The sequence below is a fragment of the Salmonella sp. SJTUF15581 genome (genome assembly GCF_043356775.1).
Taxonomy (GTDB): Bacteria; Pseudomonadota; Gammaproteobacteria; order Enterobacterales; family Enterobacteriaceae; genus Salmonella; species Salmonella enterica.
The window spans coordinates 128,026-148,967 of sequence record NZ_JBEUJY010000002.1; the positions used below are offsets into that span (position 1 = coordinate 128,026).

Annotated in this window: 20 protein-coding genes and 4 pseudogenes; 8 read left to right on the forward strand and 16 right to left on the reverse strand. The window is 47.0% G+C overall.

The annotated features are described in order from the left end of the window. Window positions 1–2: 2 nt before the first annotated feature. From spaP to invF, 10 genes are read right to left on the reverse strand one after another with little or no spacing between them, the layout of a single operon-like run. The gene (gene spaP, locus ABVN36_RS04110; RefSeq protein WP_000526016.1) at window positions 3–677 is read right to left on the reverse strand and encodes an SPI-1 type III secretion system export apparatus protein SpaP; all 675 of its coding nucleotides are present in this window, start codon (window positions 675–677) and stop codon (window positions 3–5) included. Then, window positions 667–1,578: an SPI-1 type III secretion system protein SpaO gene (spaO, locus tag ABVN36_RS04115; RefSeq protein ID WP_000058734.1), complete on the reverse strand. Its 912-nt coding sequence runs from the start codon at window positions 1,576–1,578 to the stop codon at window positions 667–669. The genes spaP and spaO overlap by 11 nt, the downstream gene beginning before the upstream one ends. Continuing rightward, entirely contained in the window at window positions 1,578–2,588 is a 1,011-nt protein-coding gene (gene spaN / locus ABVN36_RS04120; RefSeq protein ID WP_023137851.1) for an SPI-1 type III secretion system protein SpaN, read from the reverse strand. Before spaN ends, spaO begins: the two co-directional genes overlap by 1 nt. Next, complete coding sequence (gene spaM, locus ABVN36_RS04125; RefSeq protein WP_001747512.1) at window positions 2,588–3,031, reverse strand: SPI-1 type III secretion system protein SpaM; 444 nt, start codon at window positions 3,029–3,031, stop codon at window positions 2,588–2,590. The genes spaN and spaM overlap by 1 nt, the downstream gene beginning before the upstream one ends. After that, window positions 3,009–4,304 carry a SctN family type III secretion system ATPase InvC gene (gene invC, locus ABVN36_RS04130; protein ID WP_000856766.1) on the reverse strand — a complete coding sequence of 432 codons (1,296 nt, stop codon included), beginning with the start codon at window positions 4,302–4,304 and terminating at the stop codon, window positions 3,009–3,011. The genes spaM and invC overlap by 23 nt, the downstream gene beginning before the upstream one ends. Beyond that, on the reverse strand, window positions 4,301–4,708 hold the full coding sequence (gene spaK / locus ABVN36_RS04135) for an SPI-1 type III secretion system chaperone SpaK (RefSeq protein ID WP_001164066.1): 408 nt from the start codon (window positions 4,706–4,708) through the stop codon (window positions 4,301–4,303). Before spaK ends, invC begins: the two co-directional genes overlap by 4 nt. A gap of 23 nt (window positions 4,709–4,731) precedes the next feature. After that, on the reverse strand, window positions 4,732–6,789 hold the full coding sequence (gene invA / locus ABVN36_RS04140) for a type III secretion system export apparatus protein InvA (RefSeq protein ID WP_000927219.1): 2,058 nt from the start codon (window positions 6,787–6,789) through the stop codon (window positions 4,732–4,734). A gap of 24 nt (window positions 6,790–6,813) precedes the next feature. Next, window positions 6,814–7,932: a type III secretion system gatekeeper InvE gene (gene invE / locus ABVN36_RS04145; protein WP_000612171.1), complete on the reverse strand. Its 1,119-nt coding sequence runs from the start codon at window positions 7,930–7,932 to the stop codon at window positions 6,814–6,816. Continuing rightward, window positions 7,929–9,617 carry a type III secretion system outer membrane ring protein InvG gene (gene invG / locus ABVN36_RS04150; RefSeq protein WP_000848101.1) on the reverse strand — a complete coding sequence of 563 codons (1,689 nt, stop codon included), beginning with the start codon at window positions 9,615–9,617 and terminating at the stop codon, window positions 7,929–7,931. The genes invE and invG overlap by 4 nt, the downstream gene beginning before the upstream one ends. Beyond that, a complete protein-coding gene (invF, locus tag ABVN36_RS04155) occupies window positions 9,614–10,264 on the reverse strand; it encodes a type III secretion system transcriptional activator InvF (protein WP_023166786.1) in 651 nt (216 codons plus the stop codon). Before invF ends, invG begins: the two co-directional genes overlap by 4 nt. Before the next feature lie 456 nt (window positions 10,265–10,720). Here invF and invH point away from each other — a divergent pair, with 456 nt between their 5' ends. From invH to ABVN36_RS04170, 3 genes are all read left to right on the forward strand, one after another. Beyond that, a complete protein-coding gene (gene invH / locus ABVN36_RS04160; protein WP_000715096.1) occupies window positions 10,721–11,164 on the forward strand; it encodes an SPI-1 type III secretion system invasion lipoprotein InvH in 444 nt (147 codons plus the stop codon). A 418-nt stretch (window positions 11,165–11,582) separates the two neighbouring features. Next, a complete protein-coding gene (locus ABVN36_RS04165; RefSeq protein WP_000381616.1) occupies window positions 11,583–12,032 on the forward strand; it encodes an STM2901 family protein in 450 nt (149 codons plus the stop codon). Next, window positions 12,017–12,364, forward strand: a complete 348-nt coding sequence (locus ABVN36_RS04170) for a DUF1493 family protein (protein WP_001555786.1) — start codon at window positions 12,017–12,019, stop codon at window positions 12,362–12,364. Before ABVN36_RS04165 ends, ABVN36_RS04170 begins: the two co-directional genes overlap by 16 nt. Before the next feature lie 271 nt (window positions 12,365–12,635). Here ABVN36_RS04170 and ABVN36_RS04175 read toward each other — a convergent pair whose 3' ends face one another. Further along, a complete protein-coding gene (locus tag ABVN36_RS04175) occupies window positions 12,636–12,962 on the reverse strand; it encodes a hypothetical protein (protein ID WP_000393297.1) in 327 nt (108 codons plus the stop codon). A gap of 240 nt (window positions 12,963–13,202) precedes the next feature. On the opposite strand from ABVN36_RS04175, the pseudogene ABVN36_RS04180 reads away from it, so the two are divergent. The 3 genes and pseudogenes from ABVN36_RS04180 to ABVN36_RS04190 form a co-directional block, all read left to right on the forward strand. Then, a pseudogene (locus tag ABVN36_RS04180) lies at window positions 13,203–13,403 on the forward strand (IS3 family transposase); the annotation flags it as partial. A 269-nt stretch (window positions 13,404–13,672) separates the two neighbouring features. After that, a complete protein-coding gene (locus tag ABVN36_RS04185) occupies window positions 13,673–13,963 on the forward strand; it encodes a DUF1778 domain-containing protein (RefSeq protein ID WP_000855694.1) in 291 nt (96 codons plus the stop codon). Continuing rightward, window positions 13,960–14,487, forward strand: a complete 528-nt coding sequence (locus ABVN36_RS04190; protein WP_000971653.1) for a GNAT family N-acetyltransferase — start codon at window positions 13,960–13,962, stop codon at window positions 14,485–14,487. Before ABVN36_RS04185 ends, ABVN36_RS04190 begins: the two co-directional genes overlap by 4 nt. A gap of 72 nt (window positions 14,488–14,559) precedes the next feature. On the opposite strand, the pseudogene ABVN36_RS04195 reads toward ABVN36_RS04190, so the two are convergent. Continuing rightward, a pseudogene (locus ABVN36_RS04195) lies at window positions 14,560–14,774 on the reverse strand (IS5/IS1182 family transposase); the annotation flags it as partial. Window positions 14,775–15,111: 337 nt separating this feature from the next. On the opposite strand from ABVN36_RS04195, the gene pphB reads away from it, so the two are divergent. Further along, window positions 15,112–15,768, forward strand: a complete 657-nt coding sequence (gene pphB, locus ABVN36_RS04200; protein ID WP_000420449.1) for a protein-serine/threonine phosphatase — start codon at window positions 15,112–15,114, stop codon at window positions 15,766–15,768. 244 nt (window positions 15,769–16,012) lie between these two features. Here pphB and ABVN36_RS04205 read toward each other — a convergent pair whose 3' ends face one another. The 4 genes and pseudogenes from ABVN36_RS04205 to ABVN36_RS04220 all read right to left on the reverse strand — a co-directional run. After that, a complete protein-coding gene (locus tag ABVN36_RS04205) occupies window positions 16,013–16,507 on the reverse strand; it encodes a hypothetical protein (RefSeq protein WP_000424947.1) in 495 nt (164 codons plus the stop codon). A 26-nt stretch (window positions 16,508–16,533) separates the two neighbouring features. Further along, window positions 16,534–17,202, reverse strand: coding sequence for a hypothetical protein (locus ABVN36_RS04210; protein WP_023137848.1), 669 nt, complete (start codon window positions 17,200–17,202; stop codon window positions 16,534–16,536). Window positions 17,203–17,358: 156 nt separating this feature from the next. Continuing rightward, window positions 17,359–17,577 (reverse strand): annotated as a pseudogene (locus ABVN36_RS04215) (hypothetical protein); the annotation flags it as partial. Between the two features lie 210 nt (window positions 17,578–17,787). Then, window positions 17,788–18,186 (reverse strand): annotated as a pseudogene (locus tag ABVN36_RS04220) (cytoplasmic protein); the annotation flags it as partial. A 158-nt stretch (window positions 18,187–18,344) separates the two neighbouring features. Between ABVN36_RS04220 and mutS the strand changes: the two are divergent. Continuing rightward, the gene (mutS, locus tag ABVN36_RS04225; RefSeq protein ID WP_001005802.1) at window positions 18,345–20,912 is read left to right on the forward strand and encodes a DNA mismatch repair protein MutS; all 2,568 of its coding nucleotides are present in this window, start codon (window positions 18,345–18,347) and stop codon (window positions 20,910–20,912) included. Window positions 20,913–20,942: the final 30 nt, after the last annotated feature.

Genomic DNA, 20,942 nt, shown 5'->3' on the forward strand with positions numbered 1-20,942 from the left:
TGTCATGTTGCAATGTCCATATACTGTAATATCAATCCCTTAGACAGTAAGGTCCAGCCATCAAGCGCGACAAAAAGCACCAGCTTAATAGGTGTAGATATCGTCACCGGACTCATCATCATCATCCCCAGCGCCAGTAGCACGCTGGATACCACCAGGTCGACGACGACAAAGGGCAAATAGAGATAAAAACCAATTTTAAACGCGCTTTTTATTTCGCTCAGCGCATAAGCAGGTAATAACGCAAATATTGAAGGTTTTTCAATTTCATCTTTGTCACGCTTTACCGTCTCGGTCTCTTCTCCATACTGACGCTTCAGTTGCGCGTTTTCAAAAAACTGAACTAACTCGCGATCTGAATATTTGATCAGATAATCGCGATAACCATCCAGACCTTCATCAACGTGTTTACTTAATGACGAAATATCATTAAAGGTGACATCTTCGTCCTCAAAATAGACGTAGGCATCATGCATTATGGGCCACATAACAAACATAGAAAGCAGCAATGCGACGCCGTTAAGCGTCATATTTGAAGGTATCTGCTGCAATCCCAGGGCGTTACGCACCATGACAAATACAATAGAAAATTTAACGAAACAGGTTCCTGACGCAATAATAAATGGCAACAGGGTGGAAAATGCCAGTAAGGCAATTAATGAGATATCATTCCCCATTACCAGACTCGCTCAGCCATTCATGGATCTCAACGCCTAAGGTGTCATTCATCTGTACCAGTTCGCCATTACCCAGCAAAACACCATTCGCCATAATTTCAACGTTAAGTTCAGCATTGGTCGGCAGTGATAATAGCTGTTGCTGCCCCATGGCTTCGAGTTCGGCGAGGGTAACGTTCTTACGATACAAAACAAATTCCAGTTTGACGGGCAATTGGTTCAAGCCAGGCAGAGTTTCTGCAGTTTCAGTTGTATTATTTTCTTCTTCGATATGTTGAATATCTAACGTTTCCACAATAATTCCCCCTTCAACACGGTTGAAATGACCTAACTTTTTCGCGTAGCAATAAACTTCCGCACGGGAAGTACGAATCAGGAGTACATCTCCGATCCCGATTCGGCCCAGCAACGAACGCTGCGTATCACTGCTACCGATTACAAAGCGCAACGGCCAACGCAGCATTTTCGGCCTGCCGCCCCCGACTGCAGGCAGTTCAGGAAGATGCTCAAACCACAGGCCCCCCCGATCGCTCATAATGTGCAACAATTTCCCTTCCGGCAGCGCGCTTCCCGGCACGGGGTTCTCTACGCATAAACGCCGACAGGACAAATGCGGCACGGGCAACTCAAACGGTCGCTCTGTCGCAGCAAGCCAGGGAACGACCAGGTGCTCAGCGCCAGCAGAAACCGCCGCCCCCGCCAGAGCGGGAGAGACATGCTCAAGCCAGTCCCCAGGTTTAATCCAGGCCGACCACCGTTTTTCTGCATCGCTCAATCGAACCCACATTCCCTGTCGCGTCGGATATTCCAGCGTAGCTTCCCGGCCATGGCGCTGGCATTCTGTCGCGGTTTGCGCCAATAGCCATTCGCGACGATCAATCTGTCTCACACGCAATGACATCAGGCGTCATCCTCCTCGCCAGATTGCTGTCTGTGCTGTTGCTGCTGCGGATTTTGTTGATCGTCTCGCGTCAGGTGCCAGCGCTGGGGATTACCGTTTTGCCATTGATCATGCAAACGATGTTCAACCTGCGTATTTGACGGTATTAACGAAAACTCCCCTGCTTGCCGCGCCTGAATATTGACGGAATAGTCATTTCCCCAGCGCTGAAAACGGTAAGTCAGCGAGCTATCCTCTCCTTTCACGCCATCGGCAGTGGGAAAAATAGTCATCATCGGCTTTGATTGCGCCGCTAAAGGCATTTTTTCATCGCCGCCGGTTAATTGGCTAAGATCGGCGATAGTGGTTGGTTGCAGCGGAAGCTGAGAAACATCTTTAACCTTTTTATGATCTTTATCGTCAGGCTTACCGGTGTTGGCTGCGGCCATTCGGGCAGGTGCGACATCCCGCGCCAGCGGCGCGCCCTCTTTACGAACGCCTTCGCCCGCGATGGCTTTATTATCTCCAGGCAATGCCTTGATATTATCGTCAGAGATTCCCGTGGCGTTATCGGCTACTTCACTAGCGGATTCCACGGCTTTTAAATCAGCAGATAATTTTTTACCGCTTACGCTTTCTAACGGCCTATTTTTAGACGATAGCAACGCTGCAGATTTATCTACTTTGGCCTCCGCAGAAATCAAACCGACAGATTTTTCAGCAGTGACTTTCAACAGTTTTTCAGCAATCCTGAGTTCGCCTTTTCCGTTATGATGCAGACCAGAAACGTTGCCATTGTGATGTTCTGATTTCGCTGGCGCGCCATGTCGCCATGCCGCCAGTAATACCGGTAAAGCCGTTTCTTTATGCATTACGAAAGCATCGCCATAGTCGCGATCTTTTTTATCACCGGAATATTCTGTCTTATGTTTCTCCACCGCTTTTTTTAATGCTTCTGATAAACCGCCGACCTCATCCTGCTGCGGCAGTAAAATGTTTCCGGATGAACTGACAGCTGACACATCGCCCATTAAATTATCTCCTCTGACTCGGCCTCTTCCTGCTGTATCTCTCGCTGGATGTAGTGTCTTTTCTGACGGATTATCCAGCGTTGATAGTTCCCTTCTTTGCGCAACCAATATTTACTTTTTTTCTGAAACTCTTCCCTTTTCTTTTCCAGCTCGCTCCGTTTTTCCTGAATTTGTATAATCTGGAGTTCTAAATCTTTTATCTGCCGGCGAACAATAGACTGCTTACGTAATAACGTATAAATTTCCTCACGACTGAGCTGTCTGTTTTCTGCACGCAGCGTATCTAATAACAATTTCAGACCCGCTATTTGTTCAAGGAGTGCCTCCTCCTCGGCCTGCAGCCCGCGATCCTCATCCTGATAGCGAAGTAATATCGACTCACACTGTGAATGAAATACCGTACAGCGCCGCTGCAATACTTTAATTCTGGTCAGCGAATGCATTCATACCGCTCAACGTGTCATCAAAGGATGAATATTGCGCTACCGGCTGGCATAACCAGGCTTTCAGGCTATCCCGCATCTGCATCGCCCGATCGTTATCGATATTTTCGCCAGGACGATATTCTCCCAAGTCAATGAAAAGCTGGAGCTCTTCCAGACGCGTCATTAATTTACGCACGGCAGATGCCTGTTCAGCATGTGTCGGCGTCGTGACTTGTCCAAAAACGCGGCTTACGCTTTTCAGTACATCGATTGCCGGGTAATGTCCCTGCCCGGCCAGCTTTCTGCTCAGATACAGGTGACCGTCAAGGATAGAGCGAATTTCATCCGCCATCGGGTCCGCCTCTTCCTCGCTTTCCAGCAGTACCGTATAAAAGGCAGTAATGCTTCCCTCGCTGGTCGCCCCGGGGCGTTCCAGCAAGCGGGGCAAATTATCGAATACGGAGGCGGGATAACCTCGACGGGCCGGACGCTCGCCCGACGCCAGTGCCACGTCTCGCAAAGCACGCGCATAACGGGTCATGGAATCGATAAAAAGCACGACCCGTTTTCCCTGGTCACGAAAATATTCCGCTACGGTTGTCGCCAGTTGCGCCGCATTGCAGCGATCGACCGAGGGGAAATCGGAAGTGGCAAAAACCAGCACGCATTTTTCTTTCTTATGCGAAGCGCGCAACATATCCACGAATTCAGTGACCTCACGGCCTCGTTCACCGATAAGACCAATAACAAAGACATCCGCCTCCGTTTGCTCGATCAGCATATGCATCAGCATGGTCTTACCGCATCCTGCGGAGGCAAAAATGCCCATTCGCTGGCCTACGCCACAGGTCAATAACCCGTCAATCGCGCGCACACCGGTAATCAGCGGTTCACGGACGCCAACGCGCGAAGCGTAAGACGGCGGTGCGACATCAATAACGCGTTCTTCGCTAATCGGCGCCACTTCAGGGGTAAAACGCTCAACGATTTTCCCTGTCGGATCCAACACCGCGCCTAATACTGAGTATCCCACCCACGCCGATAACGCACGTCCAGTGGGATAAAGCACGACATCGCGGCTCAGCCCCTGGGCATTGCCGATAAGGCTCAGCACGGTGCGTTCCCGCTGTAAGCCAACCACCTGCGCACGTGCAACAACCTGTTTTTGGTGCCAGCCACGGCGTATTTCACACAGTTCGCCAATGGCCACATCGCGCAATTCCGCCTCAATAATTGGGCCGGTTATTTTTTGTGGGTAGGCCAGATATTGCAGTAAACGAGGTGTTTTCATCTCATTAGCGACCGACTAAAAACTTCCAGATAGTTGTAAAACCCATTCAAGGCAGTAGAGAACTTTTCACCGTCAGATAAAAAATCCGGATGCACTAAGGCTTTAAGAGTTAGCTCCCCATTCTGCTCCCCCAGTAGTAATTGCCCGCCGCGGGCAAAATGGCATCCTTCCATTATGGTCATTAAGATTTCATAAGCCCGCTGTTGTAATACCACCATGCTGTCAGCACCCAATTGCGCCCAGATCCATACATCATCGTCCTTGACGCTGATACAGATACTTGGCAATGCAAATAAATCCAGAACAATTGTTGAATGGCTATCTATTCCTCCGATGAGTGAAGGATCGCAACCACTTACTTCCAGTGCGGAACGAACTAATTCAGCGATATCCAAATGTTGCATAGATCTTTTCCTTAATTAAGCCCTTATATTGTTTTTATAACATTCACTGACTTGCTATCTGCTATCTCACCGAAAGATAAAACCTCCAGATCCGGAAAACGACCTTCAATCATTTTCTTAATAAATCGACGGACATCGACAGACGTAAGGAGGACAAGATCTTTATGTGCAATCAATAAATCATCCAACTTAAGTGTAATGAGATCCATCAAATTAGCGGAGGCTTCCGGGTCAAGGCTGAGGAAGGTACTGCCAGAGGTCTGACGGATCCCTTTGCGAATAACATCCTCAACTTCAGCAGATACCATTACTGCTCGTAATTCGCCGCCATTGGCGAATTTATGGCAAATATAACGCGCCATTGCCCCACGAATATGCTCCACAAGGTTAATGACATCTTTTTCTCTTGGCGCCCACAATGCGAGCGCTTCCATAATTAATTTCATATTACGCACGGAAACACGTTCGCTTAACAAACGCTGCAAAACTTCAGATATACGTTGTACCGTGGCATGTCTGAGCACTTCTTTAAGTAAATCAGGAAATTTCGCTTCCAGTTGGTCCAGCATATGTTTTGTTTCCTGAATACCGAAATATTCATTGACGTTGCGCGCCAGCGTCACCGCCAGACAGTGGTAAAGCTCATCAAGCGCGTTCCGCAACACATAGCCAAGCTCCCGGAGTTTCTCCCCCTCTTCATGCGTTACCCAGAAATACTGACTGCTACCTTGCTGATGGATTGTTGGATTAATACCAAAGGACACGACTTCATCGGAATAATTTACCACTCGCATCAAATCAAAATAGACCGTAAATTGTTCAACACGGATCTCATTAATCAACAATACGATGCTGTTATCGTCCAGGCCCTCGCCATCGCGTAACAATACTTCCGGCAGGCGCACGCCATAATCAATAAAGAACTGACTACGTAGACGCTCCGCAAGTTGAGCTTTTTCCAGATCTTCACGCCGGCTCTTCGGCACAAGTAATATCAACGGTACAGTCTCTGTAGAGACTTTATCGAGATCGCCAATCAGTCCTAACGACGACCCTTCTTTTTCCTCAATACTAAGCGGCTGCTCGCCTTTGCTGGTTTTAGGTTTGGCGGCGCTACGTTTTGCTTCACGGAATTTAAAATAGAAGAGTACGCTTAAAACCACCGATAAAATAACAAATACCGGCAGCGGGAATCCCGGAAGAGTTCCCATTGAAATGGTCAAAATAGCCGTAACAACCAATACAAATGGGTTGTTCAACAGCTGCGTCATGATATTCCGCCCCATATTATCGCTATCGCCATTTACGCGAGTCACGATAAAACCGGCACTAATCGCAATCAACAATGCGGGGATCTGGGCGACAAGACCATCACCAATGGTCAGCATGGTATAAGTAGACAGAGCGGAGGACAAATCCATACCATGGCGGGTCATCCCCACCGAAATACCGCCAATAAAGTTCACAAAGATAATAATGATGCCGGCAATAGCGTCACCTTTGATAAACTTCATCGCACCGTCAAAGGAACCGTAAAGCTGGCTTTCCCTTTCCAGTACGCTTCGCCGTTCGCGCGCAGCATCCGCATCAATAATACCGGCCTTCAAATCGGCATCAATACTCATCTGTTTACCGGGCATACCATCCAGAGAAAATCGGGCCGCGACTTCCGCGACACGTTCTGAACCTTTGGTAATAACGATAAACTGGACCACGGTGACAATAGAGAAGACAACAAAACCCACCGCCAGGCTATCGCCAATAACGAATTGCCCGAACGTGGCGATAATTTCACCGGCATCGGCTTCAATCAAGATAAGACGGCTGGTACTGATCGATAATGCCAGACGAAAGAGCGTGGTAATTAACAGTACCGCAGGAAACGTTGAAAAACTGAGGATTCTGTCAATGTAGAACGACCCCATAAACACCAATATCGCCAGTACGATATTCAGTGCGATCAGGAAATCAACCAGATAGGTAGGTAATGGAATGACGAACATAGAAATGATCATCACCATTAGTACCAGAATCAGTAATTCAGGTCGTAAACGAGCACTGTTAAGTAGAGAAAGCAGCACTATAGGTATCCTGTTAATATTAAATTAAGACAGCTTTTCAATAGTACGACGCTGTTCTGCCATTTCATGCTTGTAGGCAATATCGGTCATACTACGTAACGCCATTAACAATTCTTCCTGCCAATATTCTTCATAAAAGAGTGAAGAGGGTATGGCTTTACATACTTGATAAAATATCTGCAAAAAGGATGCATGTTCTTTATGACTAAGCAATAACGCATTCAAACCTATAATATCGGCTAACAGCGAATCCACTTCATGTGGCTGTTGCAATAGCGAAAGCATCAGTAGTAGCCACGACGACTCCTCCGCATTAAACGCTTTGGTAAACGAATACGACAACAATGTACTCACAAACAGTAGGTCAGCGGAGCGCAACATTTTGAGTTGCGTCAGGCGTCGTAAAAGCTGGCCAAACTCCAGACGCGAACAGCTGGCGTCATTCGCGTCAATATCGGTTAATAGCGAACCCTCGATAAAATCCAGTACCACCAGTCGACGTTGATAGCCATAACTGGCTATCCAGTCAGAGTAAATCTCCACTTCATGTGATTCACTCTGGATAAATTGCCGATAGCTGGCGCGCAATAAGCCTGGTTTTAACGATAATGTTTTCCCAAAAAGCCGGGCCTTCAACGCACAATTAATCCCTGCCTTGAGGGTCTTCGGATCGGTTTGCTCTTCAACGTGCTTAAGTAACGACTCCAGCTTTTTCCGCACGATCTCTTCCAGATCTTTACGACGAAGCAATTCACGTAACACAAGGACTAAATCACTGGGGTCAGGAAATAAGCTACGCGCCTGACGTAAAAAATCTTCTAACGCGCCGCCATGTACGCTAATTAGCTTTAATATTTGCTTCGCCTTCGGTAAAGCCTCATCCTCCAGCACGCGTTCAAAACTGTTAGATAAATTACTGGATTTTTTTTCATAATCGCGACGGTTACGAAATTGCGCCAGCGCCGCTGACATTTCGTCCGTCGACTGGACAAATTTTTGTACTTCCGCCCCTGGAGACGAATCCTCCGCGGCCTGTTGTATTTCCGCCTGTTGCGCATCAGTATGCTGGGTCGCATCCTGATGAGATGTCTGCCGGGACAATATTCTGGAAAATGAAATACCGGAGGTTGAGCCAGGAATCATTTAATTGCCTCCTGACCTCTATCCAGATAAACACGAACCCATTTCTGTAACTTATCGTCCCCACTCCAGGCACCGCTTTGTTTCAGAATATTGTTTACCGATTCGCTGGCATCCGGCGTTAACGGGTCGACAATTTCTTTTGGTTCAATCATGAACACACGAACAACATTACTTTTATTCTTACTGGAATAACGGAACAGGCTACCAATAAGCGGTAATTTGCCTAAAAACGGAATACTTTGGACAGTATCGGTATTTGCATCCCGTGTATAACCACCGACCAGCAAACTTTTTCCGTGCGGAACTCTCGCAATAGTGCTAATTAACGTTCGCCCGACTTCGGGTAACGCATCTACGGAGGTGGTAGTATCGGATTGCGGCGTCTTATCGTTGCCATCTTCAATGTCCAGCGACATTTCTATCTGACCATCTGCGGAAAAACGGGGCAGCACTCGGATCATTGTTCCGTATGTTACATGCTCAAGCGCCACATTACGTTCCCCAATCAGCTTGGTGTAAAACGTTCTGTTGTTATCAAAAATAGCGGGAACATTTTCCTGAGTCAGTAATACCGGGCGCGAAACCACCGTCGCCTGTTTCTTCTCTTCTAACGCATTGACCGCGGCGATGAATCGACTGCCATCGAGGGTACTTATTGAAGACTGGTTTAATGACACGCCAAGTTTGTCCCCAATAGTTATGCTGCCGCTCCATGAAGTGCCCAAACGCTCCAGATCGCTTTTATTAAGATCGACAATCCACAGGGATAATTCTACGTGACGTTTGGCGACATCCAGCGCTTTAACCAGCATTTCGATAAAATGCACCTGCTCAGCCGTTCCCTTTACTAACAAACTGTTGGTATCCGGATAGGCCACGATTTTAATATTGCCCGCCGCGGCATTTTGCTTTAAAGCTTCCTGCAGACTCATGCCACCGGCATAATTTGCTGCTTTACCTTTTTCTCCATTCGCTGAAAATGCTGGCATCGCCGGGGGTTCGCTACTGACAATATTACCTAAGGGTTGCTCTTCTCCCTGCAATAACCTTTCAATGGCCGTAGCAATACCGGGAATAACCATTTTCTGATCGCGCAGATTGTAGGTACGATCGCCCACGAAGGTATTGTTCAGACGCATCACCCCTATTTTCTGGCGTCCCAGCTCAATACCATCGTTTTGCTTGTCCATCATGGTGGCGGCGTTGACCACCATATCAACATAGACGGGTGGCCCTGAAACATAGAATGTTCCTTTACGGTTATCGCCACGTAGCGGGTAATTTTTGTTATATAAACCTGAGCGTTTTAGAAAATTGTTGAACTCATTGAGTGAGACGTTGCGTAAAGAAACCACGGCATTGCGCATTTCACTGGCGTCATAAATATAGATAGCCTGCCCATCGAAATACCAAATCAGCCCCAGTTGTAGGGAAAGCTTCTCCAGTAATGCGTTAGGATCGTGAAACTCAAAGTTGCCCGTAATTTTTTTTCGTGCCGCCATTTTGCTAACAATGACAGGCTCCTTTAGCTGTAGCGCCATGGCATCGAAAAATGTCCGCAGGCTATCGTCTTTCGCAACAAACCCACTTCCCGTTACAGGTATTTTTTCACTAGAATAACCAGGTGCAACCAGAACAAGCGCGGCACATGCCAGCACTCTGGCCAAAAGAATATGTGTCTTCATTTGTCTGCCAATTGAATAATATTTGATAATTTCCGCGGCGAAACGCCGATCAGCTCTTTGATCTCACTAGAAAAATGTGAAGGCGATGAGTAACCATGATTAACGGCTAATTGGGTGATGTTCTCGTGGCCTTCTACACTATTCAGCAGCGATTGCGCCATACGCCAGTTTCGTAATTCACTCTTCGCTTTTCCGCCCAACGCTCTGCTGCACAAACGACGAAAATGGGTATAAGAAACGCCATAGTCTTCTCCCAGCATTCTCATCGTGTTGCCGCTGGTTGACTGAGCGAGTAAATAGCCAACCAACCAGTAACTCTCGCTTTTTCGTAACAGCGCCAGTACCTTATTGAAGGCCGGAGAAGGCGTAATAATTTGCTGCAAAAACCAGTACTCGCAGCGTTTACGATCTTGCCAAATAGCGCGAAACTCAGGACTCAGCAAAACCCATTTATCGGATTCAGCATATGTCGTGTCCACTAATCCTGCGCCATCGATAAATGCCAGTAATTTGCTGAGTACTTCAATTTTTAACGGTCGAAAAACCACGTCTCCTGATACTGGTGCGACAACGGCCTGCTCGCAAAAAAGCAGCGCGCCTTCCTGAATCAGGCAGTTTTCATTGTGTCGGCTTTCAGAAAATGACATATGCAGCTTTTGCGCGGAACACGTCTGTATAAACCATGCTTCCGGGCTGCGGATTTTCCGCTTCTCTCCTTCTTTAAGTACTTCCTGCGTATTTAGCATAGTTGTCAGCACCAGTTAAAAATCATTTTAATATGTAAACAATACCGGGAGCGGGTGGCAAAATCCTGATGCAATCATTATGAAACTGATGCCACCCGCTAATTAAATTAGCCAACTTGCACAGCACCCGCTGATTTAAAATAGAAAATCAGCTCATAGTATATAAATTCTGGCTTATTATTCTACAGCAGCAAAAATTCAGATATTGTCATCGGGATGGAGAATTAATTATTTATATCAGGAGTTTTTTTTGCTAGCATTCCTGAAACGCATTCGCCCCCTTATAACTATTGTCAGATAACGTTCTGACGGTTGTGTAAAAACATGGCGCCTCATTCTTCTGTAGTTGGAGTTAATATGAAAAAATTTTATAGCTGTCTTCCTGTCTTTTTACTGATCGGCTGTGCCCAGGTACCCCTCCCTTCCTCCGTGAGCAAACCGGTACAGCAACCTGGCGCTCAGAAAGAGCAACTGGCCAACGCAAATAGTATTGATGAGTGTCAGTCTCTTCCGTATGTGCCGTCAGACCTTGCGAAGAATAAATCATTATCAAACCAGAACGCTGATAATTCCGCATCAAAAAATAGCGCAATCAGCTCAAGCATTTTTTGCGAAAAATATAAACAAACCAAAGAGCAGGCGCTCACCTTCTTCCAGGAACATCCACAATACATGCGTTCGAAAGAAGATGAAGAGCAACTCATGACCGAATTTAAAAAAGTTTTGCTTGAACCCGGAAGTAAGAATTTAAGCATATATCAGACGTTACTTGCTGCCCATGAAAGACTGCAAGCCTTATAAGGCCATATCACCGTTGGCTGAACTCATCATGATATAATTAAGACCATATTTTGCATTGCCACTTAATATCAATATAATTATTATAGCTATGGTCACTTTTACGGTTGGCCATTTGTCTCTTACGTTGCATTTATCAATCTGCTTTTTGATACAGCAGCACCTCGCTGCTGCTTTTTTTATTTGCGATAAAGAACTGCCTCCCAGACTCGGGAAAATAGCCGAAACTTATACTGACAAACTATCGTCTCGTATATCGCGATAAACTGACATCCCCCTCTTGCCCCACATGTTGGCATTCTTACGATACCCCATCCAACGTTCTTTTTACCTGTGACAGCGTATTGACGACCAGGCTAGTATAGCGGCAGAAACGTCCCGATGTCTGGAATGAATGGCAAACAGTCTATAAGGTGATTGAATGGATACGACAGAAGAACTAAACGGAACCTACTTCTACCACGGACAATCGAACCTGTCAGCAGGTGAACTATTTGATGTAATTTTCCTTGAGCAATTTTGTGATGAACCAGGGATTGGCATTGAGTCAGGTGCTGCTATCCTCGCCGGGCAACCGTGGTTAAAAACCAGAACGAAACCGGGAGAGGCAATCAAAGGGACAAGTGTTATCTCCAGGTATGGGAGAATGCTTTTACGAAATGCACGAACTCCTTTTGGTATTAGAATTCCTACACCCGTTGGTATAAGAATGCGAAAAACAAATAATCTTGCCGCAGTCATAGCACGATATGTTCCATGGTTAGGTTGGGTTGGTCTTGTGAATTCAATTTACCAGGTATCAAGGAGAACTCAGGCAAAATACAACCTAATAGCACGCCCTAAAGATCGTATACAATGGACATCCTTTTGATGGACACAATTCAGCAAGAGGTGTTAGCACTCTTCCGTGAAGAGATTCCCGGATATTTAGACAGCAATTGGAAAGAAATCCCTTTAGAACTTGATTCTGATTTATTTGAAGCTCCAGGCGATGACCTGCATGAAGCTTTGGATAAATTTGAAAAAAAATTTAATGTAGATTTATCACAAGTTAAATGGTCGTGTTATTTTCCCTGGGAGAATACTCCACTGCTTACACGATGGTTTAAATTAAAACGGGAAGATGTAGAACGAACTCGTACACCTTTAACAATCAGAATGTTTTCTGAGTCAGCGAAAGCTGGGAAATGGCTTTATGATTAATGAAAAATATTTCGGATTAATCAGGGGTTAATTATTATGAATTTTGTTAATCGATTAAAATTAAAAGTAGTAAATTTCATATGATTTTCAAATTAAAATAGTTTGTTGTATCTACCTTTCGACCACCAGTAACTTTGACGCCATCCGTTTCAAATTGACCATTTTGTTCTGGTGTATATCGCGAGTAGACATTTCTGAACTGCTTGACTATTCACTCTTTTTTAGCCTGCATGTATGGTGGCGACGATGCTGTTACATAGGTACCGGTATATTACCAAATTGATTCTGCCAGATATCCCGCCTCACGTAGAGCATTCATAATTTTATTCGCTAATTCATACTGATATTCATACGAGGTATTCTCCATGAAAAATACTGTTAATTCATATTTATAATACAGCCAACCATCATTCACATTTATCAACTTAGGATTCCAGTCATAATTTCTTTCTATTGTAATCATTGTGTTTTCGTATCTTAAATATAATGAATTCACTTTTATTATGTCTGGAATCCCTTGGGATAAAAAATCAATTAACTCATATTTATCCAGATCAGACTCAACAACGATTGTGAACTCAGCGTTAACTTCTTCCATTATGGAACCTCAATATATGGGCCTCTATTAAACGGTGATGATCCTTTCATTACCGATATCTGTATTTTTGTTACATCATCCGGATGAAAGTGTAGGATATACATCCTCCCGTATGCCACCTTCATCACCAGGGCCTAATGCACGCCGTTGGGCCTTTGTTGATTTTTAACCATCTGATCTTACTCAGCAATAGTGGACACGCAACTAAGTGAGTAAACGCTCAAGCAAGAGGTGACTCACATGACAAAACCAGCATCAACCACCAAAAAGCTACGCAAGTAGCACACGCCTGAATTTCGTCAGCAAGCCCTGAAACTGGCGGAACGCATTGGGGTGGCCGCTGCCACCAGCGAGCTTAACCTGTATGAATCATAGCTCTACAGCTGGCGAAGCAAACAGCAAACTCAGCTCTCTTCTTCTGAACGTGAGCAGAAGATGTCCGCCGCTTAGGGTTGTGTCCCTATTACGCGGGTAGGATCAATCAAGCAGTTACGGCAAAAAAGAGAATCATGAATATATTTAGCAAACTCCCTGATGATACGTAATCAGTGAGATTAAAGTAATGCAATCGCGATAAACCGAAGTTAATCCCCTGTTTAAAGACAGTGAACGACCTTCTTGCCATGTCTGGACTATATTAGCCTCACATGTACGCCTTGAAAGCGTACAGATATGTATTATAATTGTACATATTGTTCATAAACAGGAGGATGAAAACCATGCCTCAGATAGCTATAGAATCTAACGAAAGACTGTCGTTACGTGTATCGACGGATGCCAAAAAGTTGATAGTCCGCGCTGCGGCAATCCAGCAAACCAACCTGACGGATTTTGTGGTCAGTAACGTACTACCTGTCGCACAGAAGATTGTTGATGCCGCCGAACGGGTATATCTGACGGAGCGTGATACTCAAATGATCATGGAAATTTTAGATAACCCGCCAGCGCCGAATGAAAAGCTTCTTGCTGCTGCTTTCGCCCTGCCGGACATGAAGAAATGATGTTTACAGACTGGCATGAGGCCGCGATAGGGAAAACCCACAATCGAATGAATTTTGATTGTGGGGATGCCGATCTGAACCAATTCCTGCAACGCCATGCACGACAAAATCATGAGAAAGGGACAACGAAAACCTATGTTGCGCTTGATAATTCGGATGTTACACGTATCCATGGCTTTTACTCAGTCAGTCCTGCATCACTGATATATGCACAGGTTCCCGGCGCAATAAGCAAAGGATTAGGGAGACACGATGTGCCAGTGTTTCGTCTGGGTCGTTTAGCCGTAGACAAATCTATGCAGGGGCAAGGGCTGGGAGCACAACTTTTGTTATCTGCCGGAAAGCGTTGCATACAAGCGGCTTTGCAGGTCGGTGGCGTAGCCCTGCTTATTGATGCCAAAAATAAACAGGTCTGCGACTGGTACAAAGGATTTGGCGCAGTACCATTAAACGATCAACCCCTTTCCTTGTTGCTGTCGTTTAAAACGCTTTATGCTGCTTTATCTGCATCTGGTAGGTTATGACAACATGAGGCTTTGTTGAATAATTCAGAATCGGCCAACGATAAGAATACAGGACTCCCACCGGAGCACTCGTTATACGAGCCTGACGCTGGTCGACATTGCCAACAACGTCATCCTGTTCAGCGCTTTGGCCATCGCCATCGCTTCACCCACCTGCGCACCATAGTTCCGCAGGCTCAGATGGCCGCCCAGCAAGGTTTTGATACGGAACATGACCGTTTCCGCTACTGAACGACGGTGATAGCCCACTTTCTTTTCCAGACCTCATTGCTGCCGCTCCGATGTTGATTTTAAACTTTTGCTTTGCCATGGGAACCCGATGCTGAAACGACAGTAACGATCAGATCCGCCAATCTCTTTATTCAACAAAGCCCCTTCGGGATAGAGCTTCCGCTGAGCGGGAAAGTATGCCTTTGCAATTAATCAGGAAAGTGTTGCGCGAGAAATCGTGCATCTTTCAAGCACATCGTCTACTTTAATTAACCGATTCATAAAATATATATTCTCTGTTCATTTCTAGCTTGTAGGCTATTTTAATAACGGTGTATTTTAAACAATAAAAATTAATATTACCCTACTTCTTTGTTATAATACCAGCCTCCAAAATTGTGCTATAGGAACATCATGGAATTAATCCGTTATGCTGACATCAACAGCGATCTCTATCGCCACATTTGGGTCGTTGGTGATATTCATGGATGTTACTCCTTATTGTTAACCAGACTGGCTCAATTACATTTCTCTCCTGATACCGATCTCTTGATCTCCACTGGAGATAACATTGATCGAGGAAAAGAAAATCTTGAAACACTGAGACTGTTAAATACCTCATGGTTTATTTCTGTAGTGGGTAATCATGAAGCTATGGCGCTTGACGCTTTTGAAACACAGGATGGCAATTTCTGGTATGTAAACGGTGGTTACTGGTACGACTCGGTCACCGAAAAAGACAGGCAAGAAGCCACTGAGCTATTACTAACTTTTAAGCAGCGTCCTCACATCATAGAGGTTGAAACGTCCTCAAAGAAGTACGTGATTGCCCATGCCGATTATCCAGATGACAGCTACGATTATGGGAAGCAAGTTGATATTGATAGCGTTCTATGGTCACGCGATCGTCTGCTTGGTTCGTTACAGGGGAATATCCATCCAATACGCGGTGCGGATACTTTTATCTTCGGCCATATGATTGTTGACTACACAACAACATTCGCCAATCAAATCTACATTGACACCGGTTCTTTCTGTTCAGGCAATCTGTCTTTTTTTAAAATAAAGTAATCTGGAAATAGAATTATATAATATACGCAACGATAGCGTTACTTTATTTTGTATTCTGAGGATATATATTCAAACATAGAATTCTATCATAGAATATTAACCCTCCCTGCATTATGGGCAATGATATAGCCTTCAATAAGTACCATTGCCCATTCGTAATAGCGTCTAAATTTCGCGTTTTTCTGCCCATTTCAGCATTAAGATCGCAGGCCAAAAAAACGAAGCCGTAATCCGACGCAGGTAGTTACCCGATCGCCTGAGACGAGTAAAGATCGCACATCTCAAGATACCTATCGGAAGAAAGCGCAATAACCGTGGTGGCGAAATGGATCGGCTTGCCTTCATGCAACACAATTTTAATACCGGCGGCGGCCGGGATGAAGTTAATGCTCTGTGAATGCCAGGTGTTTTCGGCGATATTTGTCCAGGCCGCGAATTTGCCATTACAGAAGCGAATACCTTCACGACTGATGGTGACTGCCGGCTTTGCCGCGCTTAAAAATGAGCGAGCCAGGCGCACAATAAATAACAGACTGCCGCAACAAATAAGTCCCATAAAGACGGCTCCGCCAGTTTTGGGCTCCTCGGGATCGGTGGCCATACTCACCGCCAGCGCAATAAAAACTCCCATCATACAAATCCAGAACACAATACCAACCAACGTTTTAGATCTGGAATAATAGATATTGAACTCCACAGGCATGTTTTGCTGGCTGGTTTTTGATACATACAGTTCCATTGATTCATCCTTGTATAAAAATGTCGTCAGGCGGGTAAACGCTGGGAAAGAAAGTTGAGCAGCAGCGGCTCATTGACGATAGTGGAGCGGTCGATTTTGCAGATCCGGCCCGTAGCGGTGCTAATCATCAGATAGCTCATTGAACTGCCAGCACCCTCCTCGCGCTGGGTGCGAATACTGGCGATCTGCGCATACGGCACCGCCCGGTTTTTGTGTTCAAGCCGATCCGCCAGCGCGGTCACTTTGCCGAATTTAAGACGTCCATCGGCGGCGAGGCGCGCACCCAGCGCAGAACCGTGTCGCCGGACAAGTTCAGCAGCCAGTTGGTCGTAAATTCCGTTGCCATCGTTCCAGAAATCAAGGTAGATGACGTACTTCTTGCCGCCACTGTGGCGCAAGATGAGTTTGTCGGATTGGTGGAGCAGACGCATTGATTCAAGCGCATCGTAATGGATAACCCGATGCCCGGCCTGCAACGCGGTTTCGGTTAACGTCATCCTGCGCGGCGTAAACAGAAACAGAACTGTGACGCTGAATTTCCAGATGATAAACAACAGGCCCACCAGTAGCGATATACCGGAAAGCCGATAATTCACGGTGGCTGTTGCTATGCTGAGAATAAAAAAACCGATCCCGATAGCAAACCATTTCAGCTCCGAAAGCGAAAGATGCCGGGTGTATTGACGACTTTCCATGATGGTATGGTATCCCTGATTTTACTGTCGGCGTATTACGTCAGGTTGAGTAAGGAAGCTATATCCGTTATGTTTTAGGTTATATACACTTCATCCTTCAGGCTGCCGGAGCAACTATTGTACGCTCCCGGAGATTAATGAGAGACATCCTGCCTCTCACCGAAGACCAACCACGAGCTTATACACCATTCGGTGTAAATGCCTTTCTCGGAAGTGAACGTCCAGGCGGCTACCGAACCCGAGCGTGATAATAAAGCGACTCGTTGTCATGAGCCAGTCCCTTAGCGACATTGTCCATTTTCGGATGTCGGCCTGAATTGCCAGTCACACGACCTTTTTCACTGACTCGTCCGTCGGAAACACCGTACGCTTTTGATAGCATGTTGGTTATCTATACCGGAAATGCGGGTCTGGTTTTTCTTCAGCAGACGATCGAACGGGCTGAGATCTTCAGGTATTTTGAGATTTTGGCCAGTGCATTAGCCAGAGCCTGCAACTGTTTTTCGTCCATAAAGCAACCAGCTTTTGATGTTGAATCGAACATATCAAAATCAGGTAATTACACAATTTTAATTACAGTCTCATTTTGAGTTCGGAAGCATCCGCTCCCCTCTTAATTTTGTTGGGATTTCTCTTTGTTGCGAGCATGGTCTGAACTAATTGCCTGGTTACTTGCCTTGTTTCGTCAATATTTGGAAAATCGAACACATTTCCAACTTTTACTTTCAAGACAGAACTTGGCTTCCTACCCTCACTGACATTACGATCTGACGAGGCTACTCTTCGCTGGATTACGTAGGTTTTTTTCGTCAAACTGGCTTTTACCCCGAAACCAGCAGGAGCTTGTCTGTGGTCATCGAAAACAATGTAGAGTTTTTGAGCTGGGTTAGCTTCGAAAACGATTTTTCCAGAGCGACTGAGTGCAGGCTTAACATTGATACTTAACTTGTTGATAATGAAAGGCTGGCTGAGAGTTGTTTTCAAAGTATCACCCCTGTTGTAGTCCAGGAATGATGAGAATGTAACCTGTCACATTTTAGGCTACAGGTGAGCTACAAATTTATGGGTTTATGTGAGTTTATAAGGGTTTTACCCGTGGCCACATGAGCACTTGAAAGAATAAAAAAACGAGTAAAATCAATATGAATGAGTCATTTGATAAGGACTTCTCCAACCACACCCCCATGATGCAGCAGTATCTCAAGCTGAAAGCCCAGCATCCGGAGATCCTGCTCTTTTATCGTATGGGAGACTTTTACGAGCTGTTTTATGACGACGCAAAGCGTGCGTCGCAGTTGCTCGATATTTCGCTGACCAAACGCGGCGCATCGGCTGGCGAACCTATCCCTATGGCGGGTATCCCGCACCACGCCGTAGAAAACTACCTCGCGAAACTGGTCAATCAGGGCGAATCCGTCGCTATTTGCGAACAGATTGGCGATCCGGCCACCAGCAAAGGTCCCGTTGAACGTAAGGTCGTGCGTATCGTTACGCCAGGCACCATCAGCGATGAAGCCCTGTTACAGGAGCGTCAGGATAACCTGCTGGCGGCTATCTGGCAGGATGGTAAAGGCTACGGTTACGCCACGCTGGATATCAGCTCCGGGCGCTTTCGTCTGAGCGAACCCGCCGACCGTGAAACGATGGCCGCAGAGCTGCAGCGCACCAATCCCGCCGAACTGTTGTATGCCGAAGATTTTGCTGAAATGGCGTTAATAGAGGGACGCCGGGGTCTGCGCCGTCGCCCGTTGTGGGAGTTTGAGATTGATACCGCCCGCCAGCAGTTAAATCTGCAATTCGGTACGCGGGATCTGGTCGGTTTCGGCGTCGAAAATGCCTCGCGTGGATTATGTGCGGCAGGCTGCCTGTTACAGTACGCAAAAGATACCCAGCGCACCTCCCTGCCGCATATTCGTTCCATTACGATGGAACGCCAGCAGGACAGCATCATTATGGATGCCGCGACCCGCCGCAATCTGGAAATTACCCAAAACCTGGCCGGTGGTGTCGAAAATACCCTCGCCGCGGTGCTTGACTGTACCGTGACGCCAATGGGTAGCCGAATGCTTAAACGCTGGCTGCATATGCCGGTACGAAATACCGACATATTGCGTGAACGCCAGCAGACCATCGGCGCCTTGCAGGACACCGTCAGCGAACTGCAACCGGTGCTGCGTCAGGTCGGCGATTTGGAGCGCATCCTTGCGCGTCTGGCGCTGCGCACCGCGCGTCCGCGCGATCTCGCCCGAATGCGTCACGCCTTCCAGCAACTGCCGGAATTGCACGCTCAGCTTGAAACCGTTGACAGCGCGCCGGTACAGGCGTTGCGTAAAAAAATGGGCGATTTCGCCGAGCTGCGCGACCTCCTGGAACGCGCCATTATTGACGCGCCGCCGGTACTGGTCCGCGACGGCGGCGTTATTGCGCCCGGCTACCATGAAGAGCTGGATGAATGGCGCGCGCTGGCGGACGGCGCCACCGATTATCTCGATCGTCTGGAAATTCGCGAACGCGAGCGTACCGGGCTGGATACGCTGAAAGTCGGCTATAACGCGGTACATGGTTATTACATTCAGATTAGCCGTGGTCAAAGCCATCTGGCACCCATCAATTATGTGCGTCGCCAGACGCTGAAAAATGCCGAACGCTACATTATTCCTGAGCTTAAAGAGTACGAAGATAAAGTTCTGACCTCGAAAGGCAAAGCGCTGGCGCTGGAAAAACAGCTATATGACGAATTGTTTGATCTGCTGTTGCCGCATCTGGCCGATTTACAGCAGAGCGCCAACGCGCTGGCGGAGCTGGATGTGCTGGTTAACCTGGCCGAACGCGCCTGGACGCTGAATTACACCTGCCCGACATTTACCGATAAACCCGGTATCCGTATTACCGAAGGTCGCCACCCGGTGGTTGAACAGGTACTGAATGAGCCGTTTATCGCTAACCCGCTCAACCTGTCGCCGCAGCGCCGGATGTTGATCATTACCGGCCCCAATATGGGCGGTAAAAGTACCTATATGCGGCAAACGGCATTGATCGCCCTGCTGGCCTATATCGGCAGTTACGTTCCGGCGCAAAACGTGGAAATCGGCCCCATCGACCGTATTTTTACCCGCGTCGGCGCAGCGGATGACCTGGCCTCCGGGCGTTCGACCTTTATGGTGGAGATGACCGAAACCGCGAACATTCTGCATAATGCCACGGAAAACAGTCTGGTATTGATGGATGAAATCGGGCGCGGTACCTCCACGTATGACGGGCTGTCGTTGGCCTGGGCCTGCGCGGAGAATCTCGCGAATAAGATTAAAGCGTTAACGCTGTTCGCTACCCACTACTTCGAGCTGACCCAATTACCGGAGAAAATGGAAGGCGTGGCGAACGTCCACCTGGATGCGCTGGAACACGGCGATACTATCGCGTTTATGCACAGCGTGCAGGACGGCGCGGCAAGTAAGAGCTATGGCCTGGCGGTCGCGGCGCTTGCGGGCGTCCCTAAAGAAGTCATCAAACGCGCGCGCCAGAAACTCCGCGAGCTGGAAAGCATCTCGCCCAATGCGGCGGCAACGCAGGTGGACGGCACGCAAATGTCGTTGCTTGCCGCCCCGGAGGAGACATCGCCTGCCGTTGAAGCGCTGGAGAATCTCGATCCGGACTCCCTGACGCCACGCCAGGCGCTGGAGTGGATCTATCGGCTGAAAAGTCTAGTGTAAACGTGTCAGACCCGATAGCACCGCGCTATC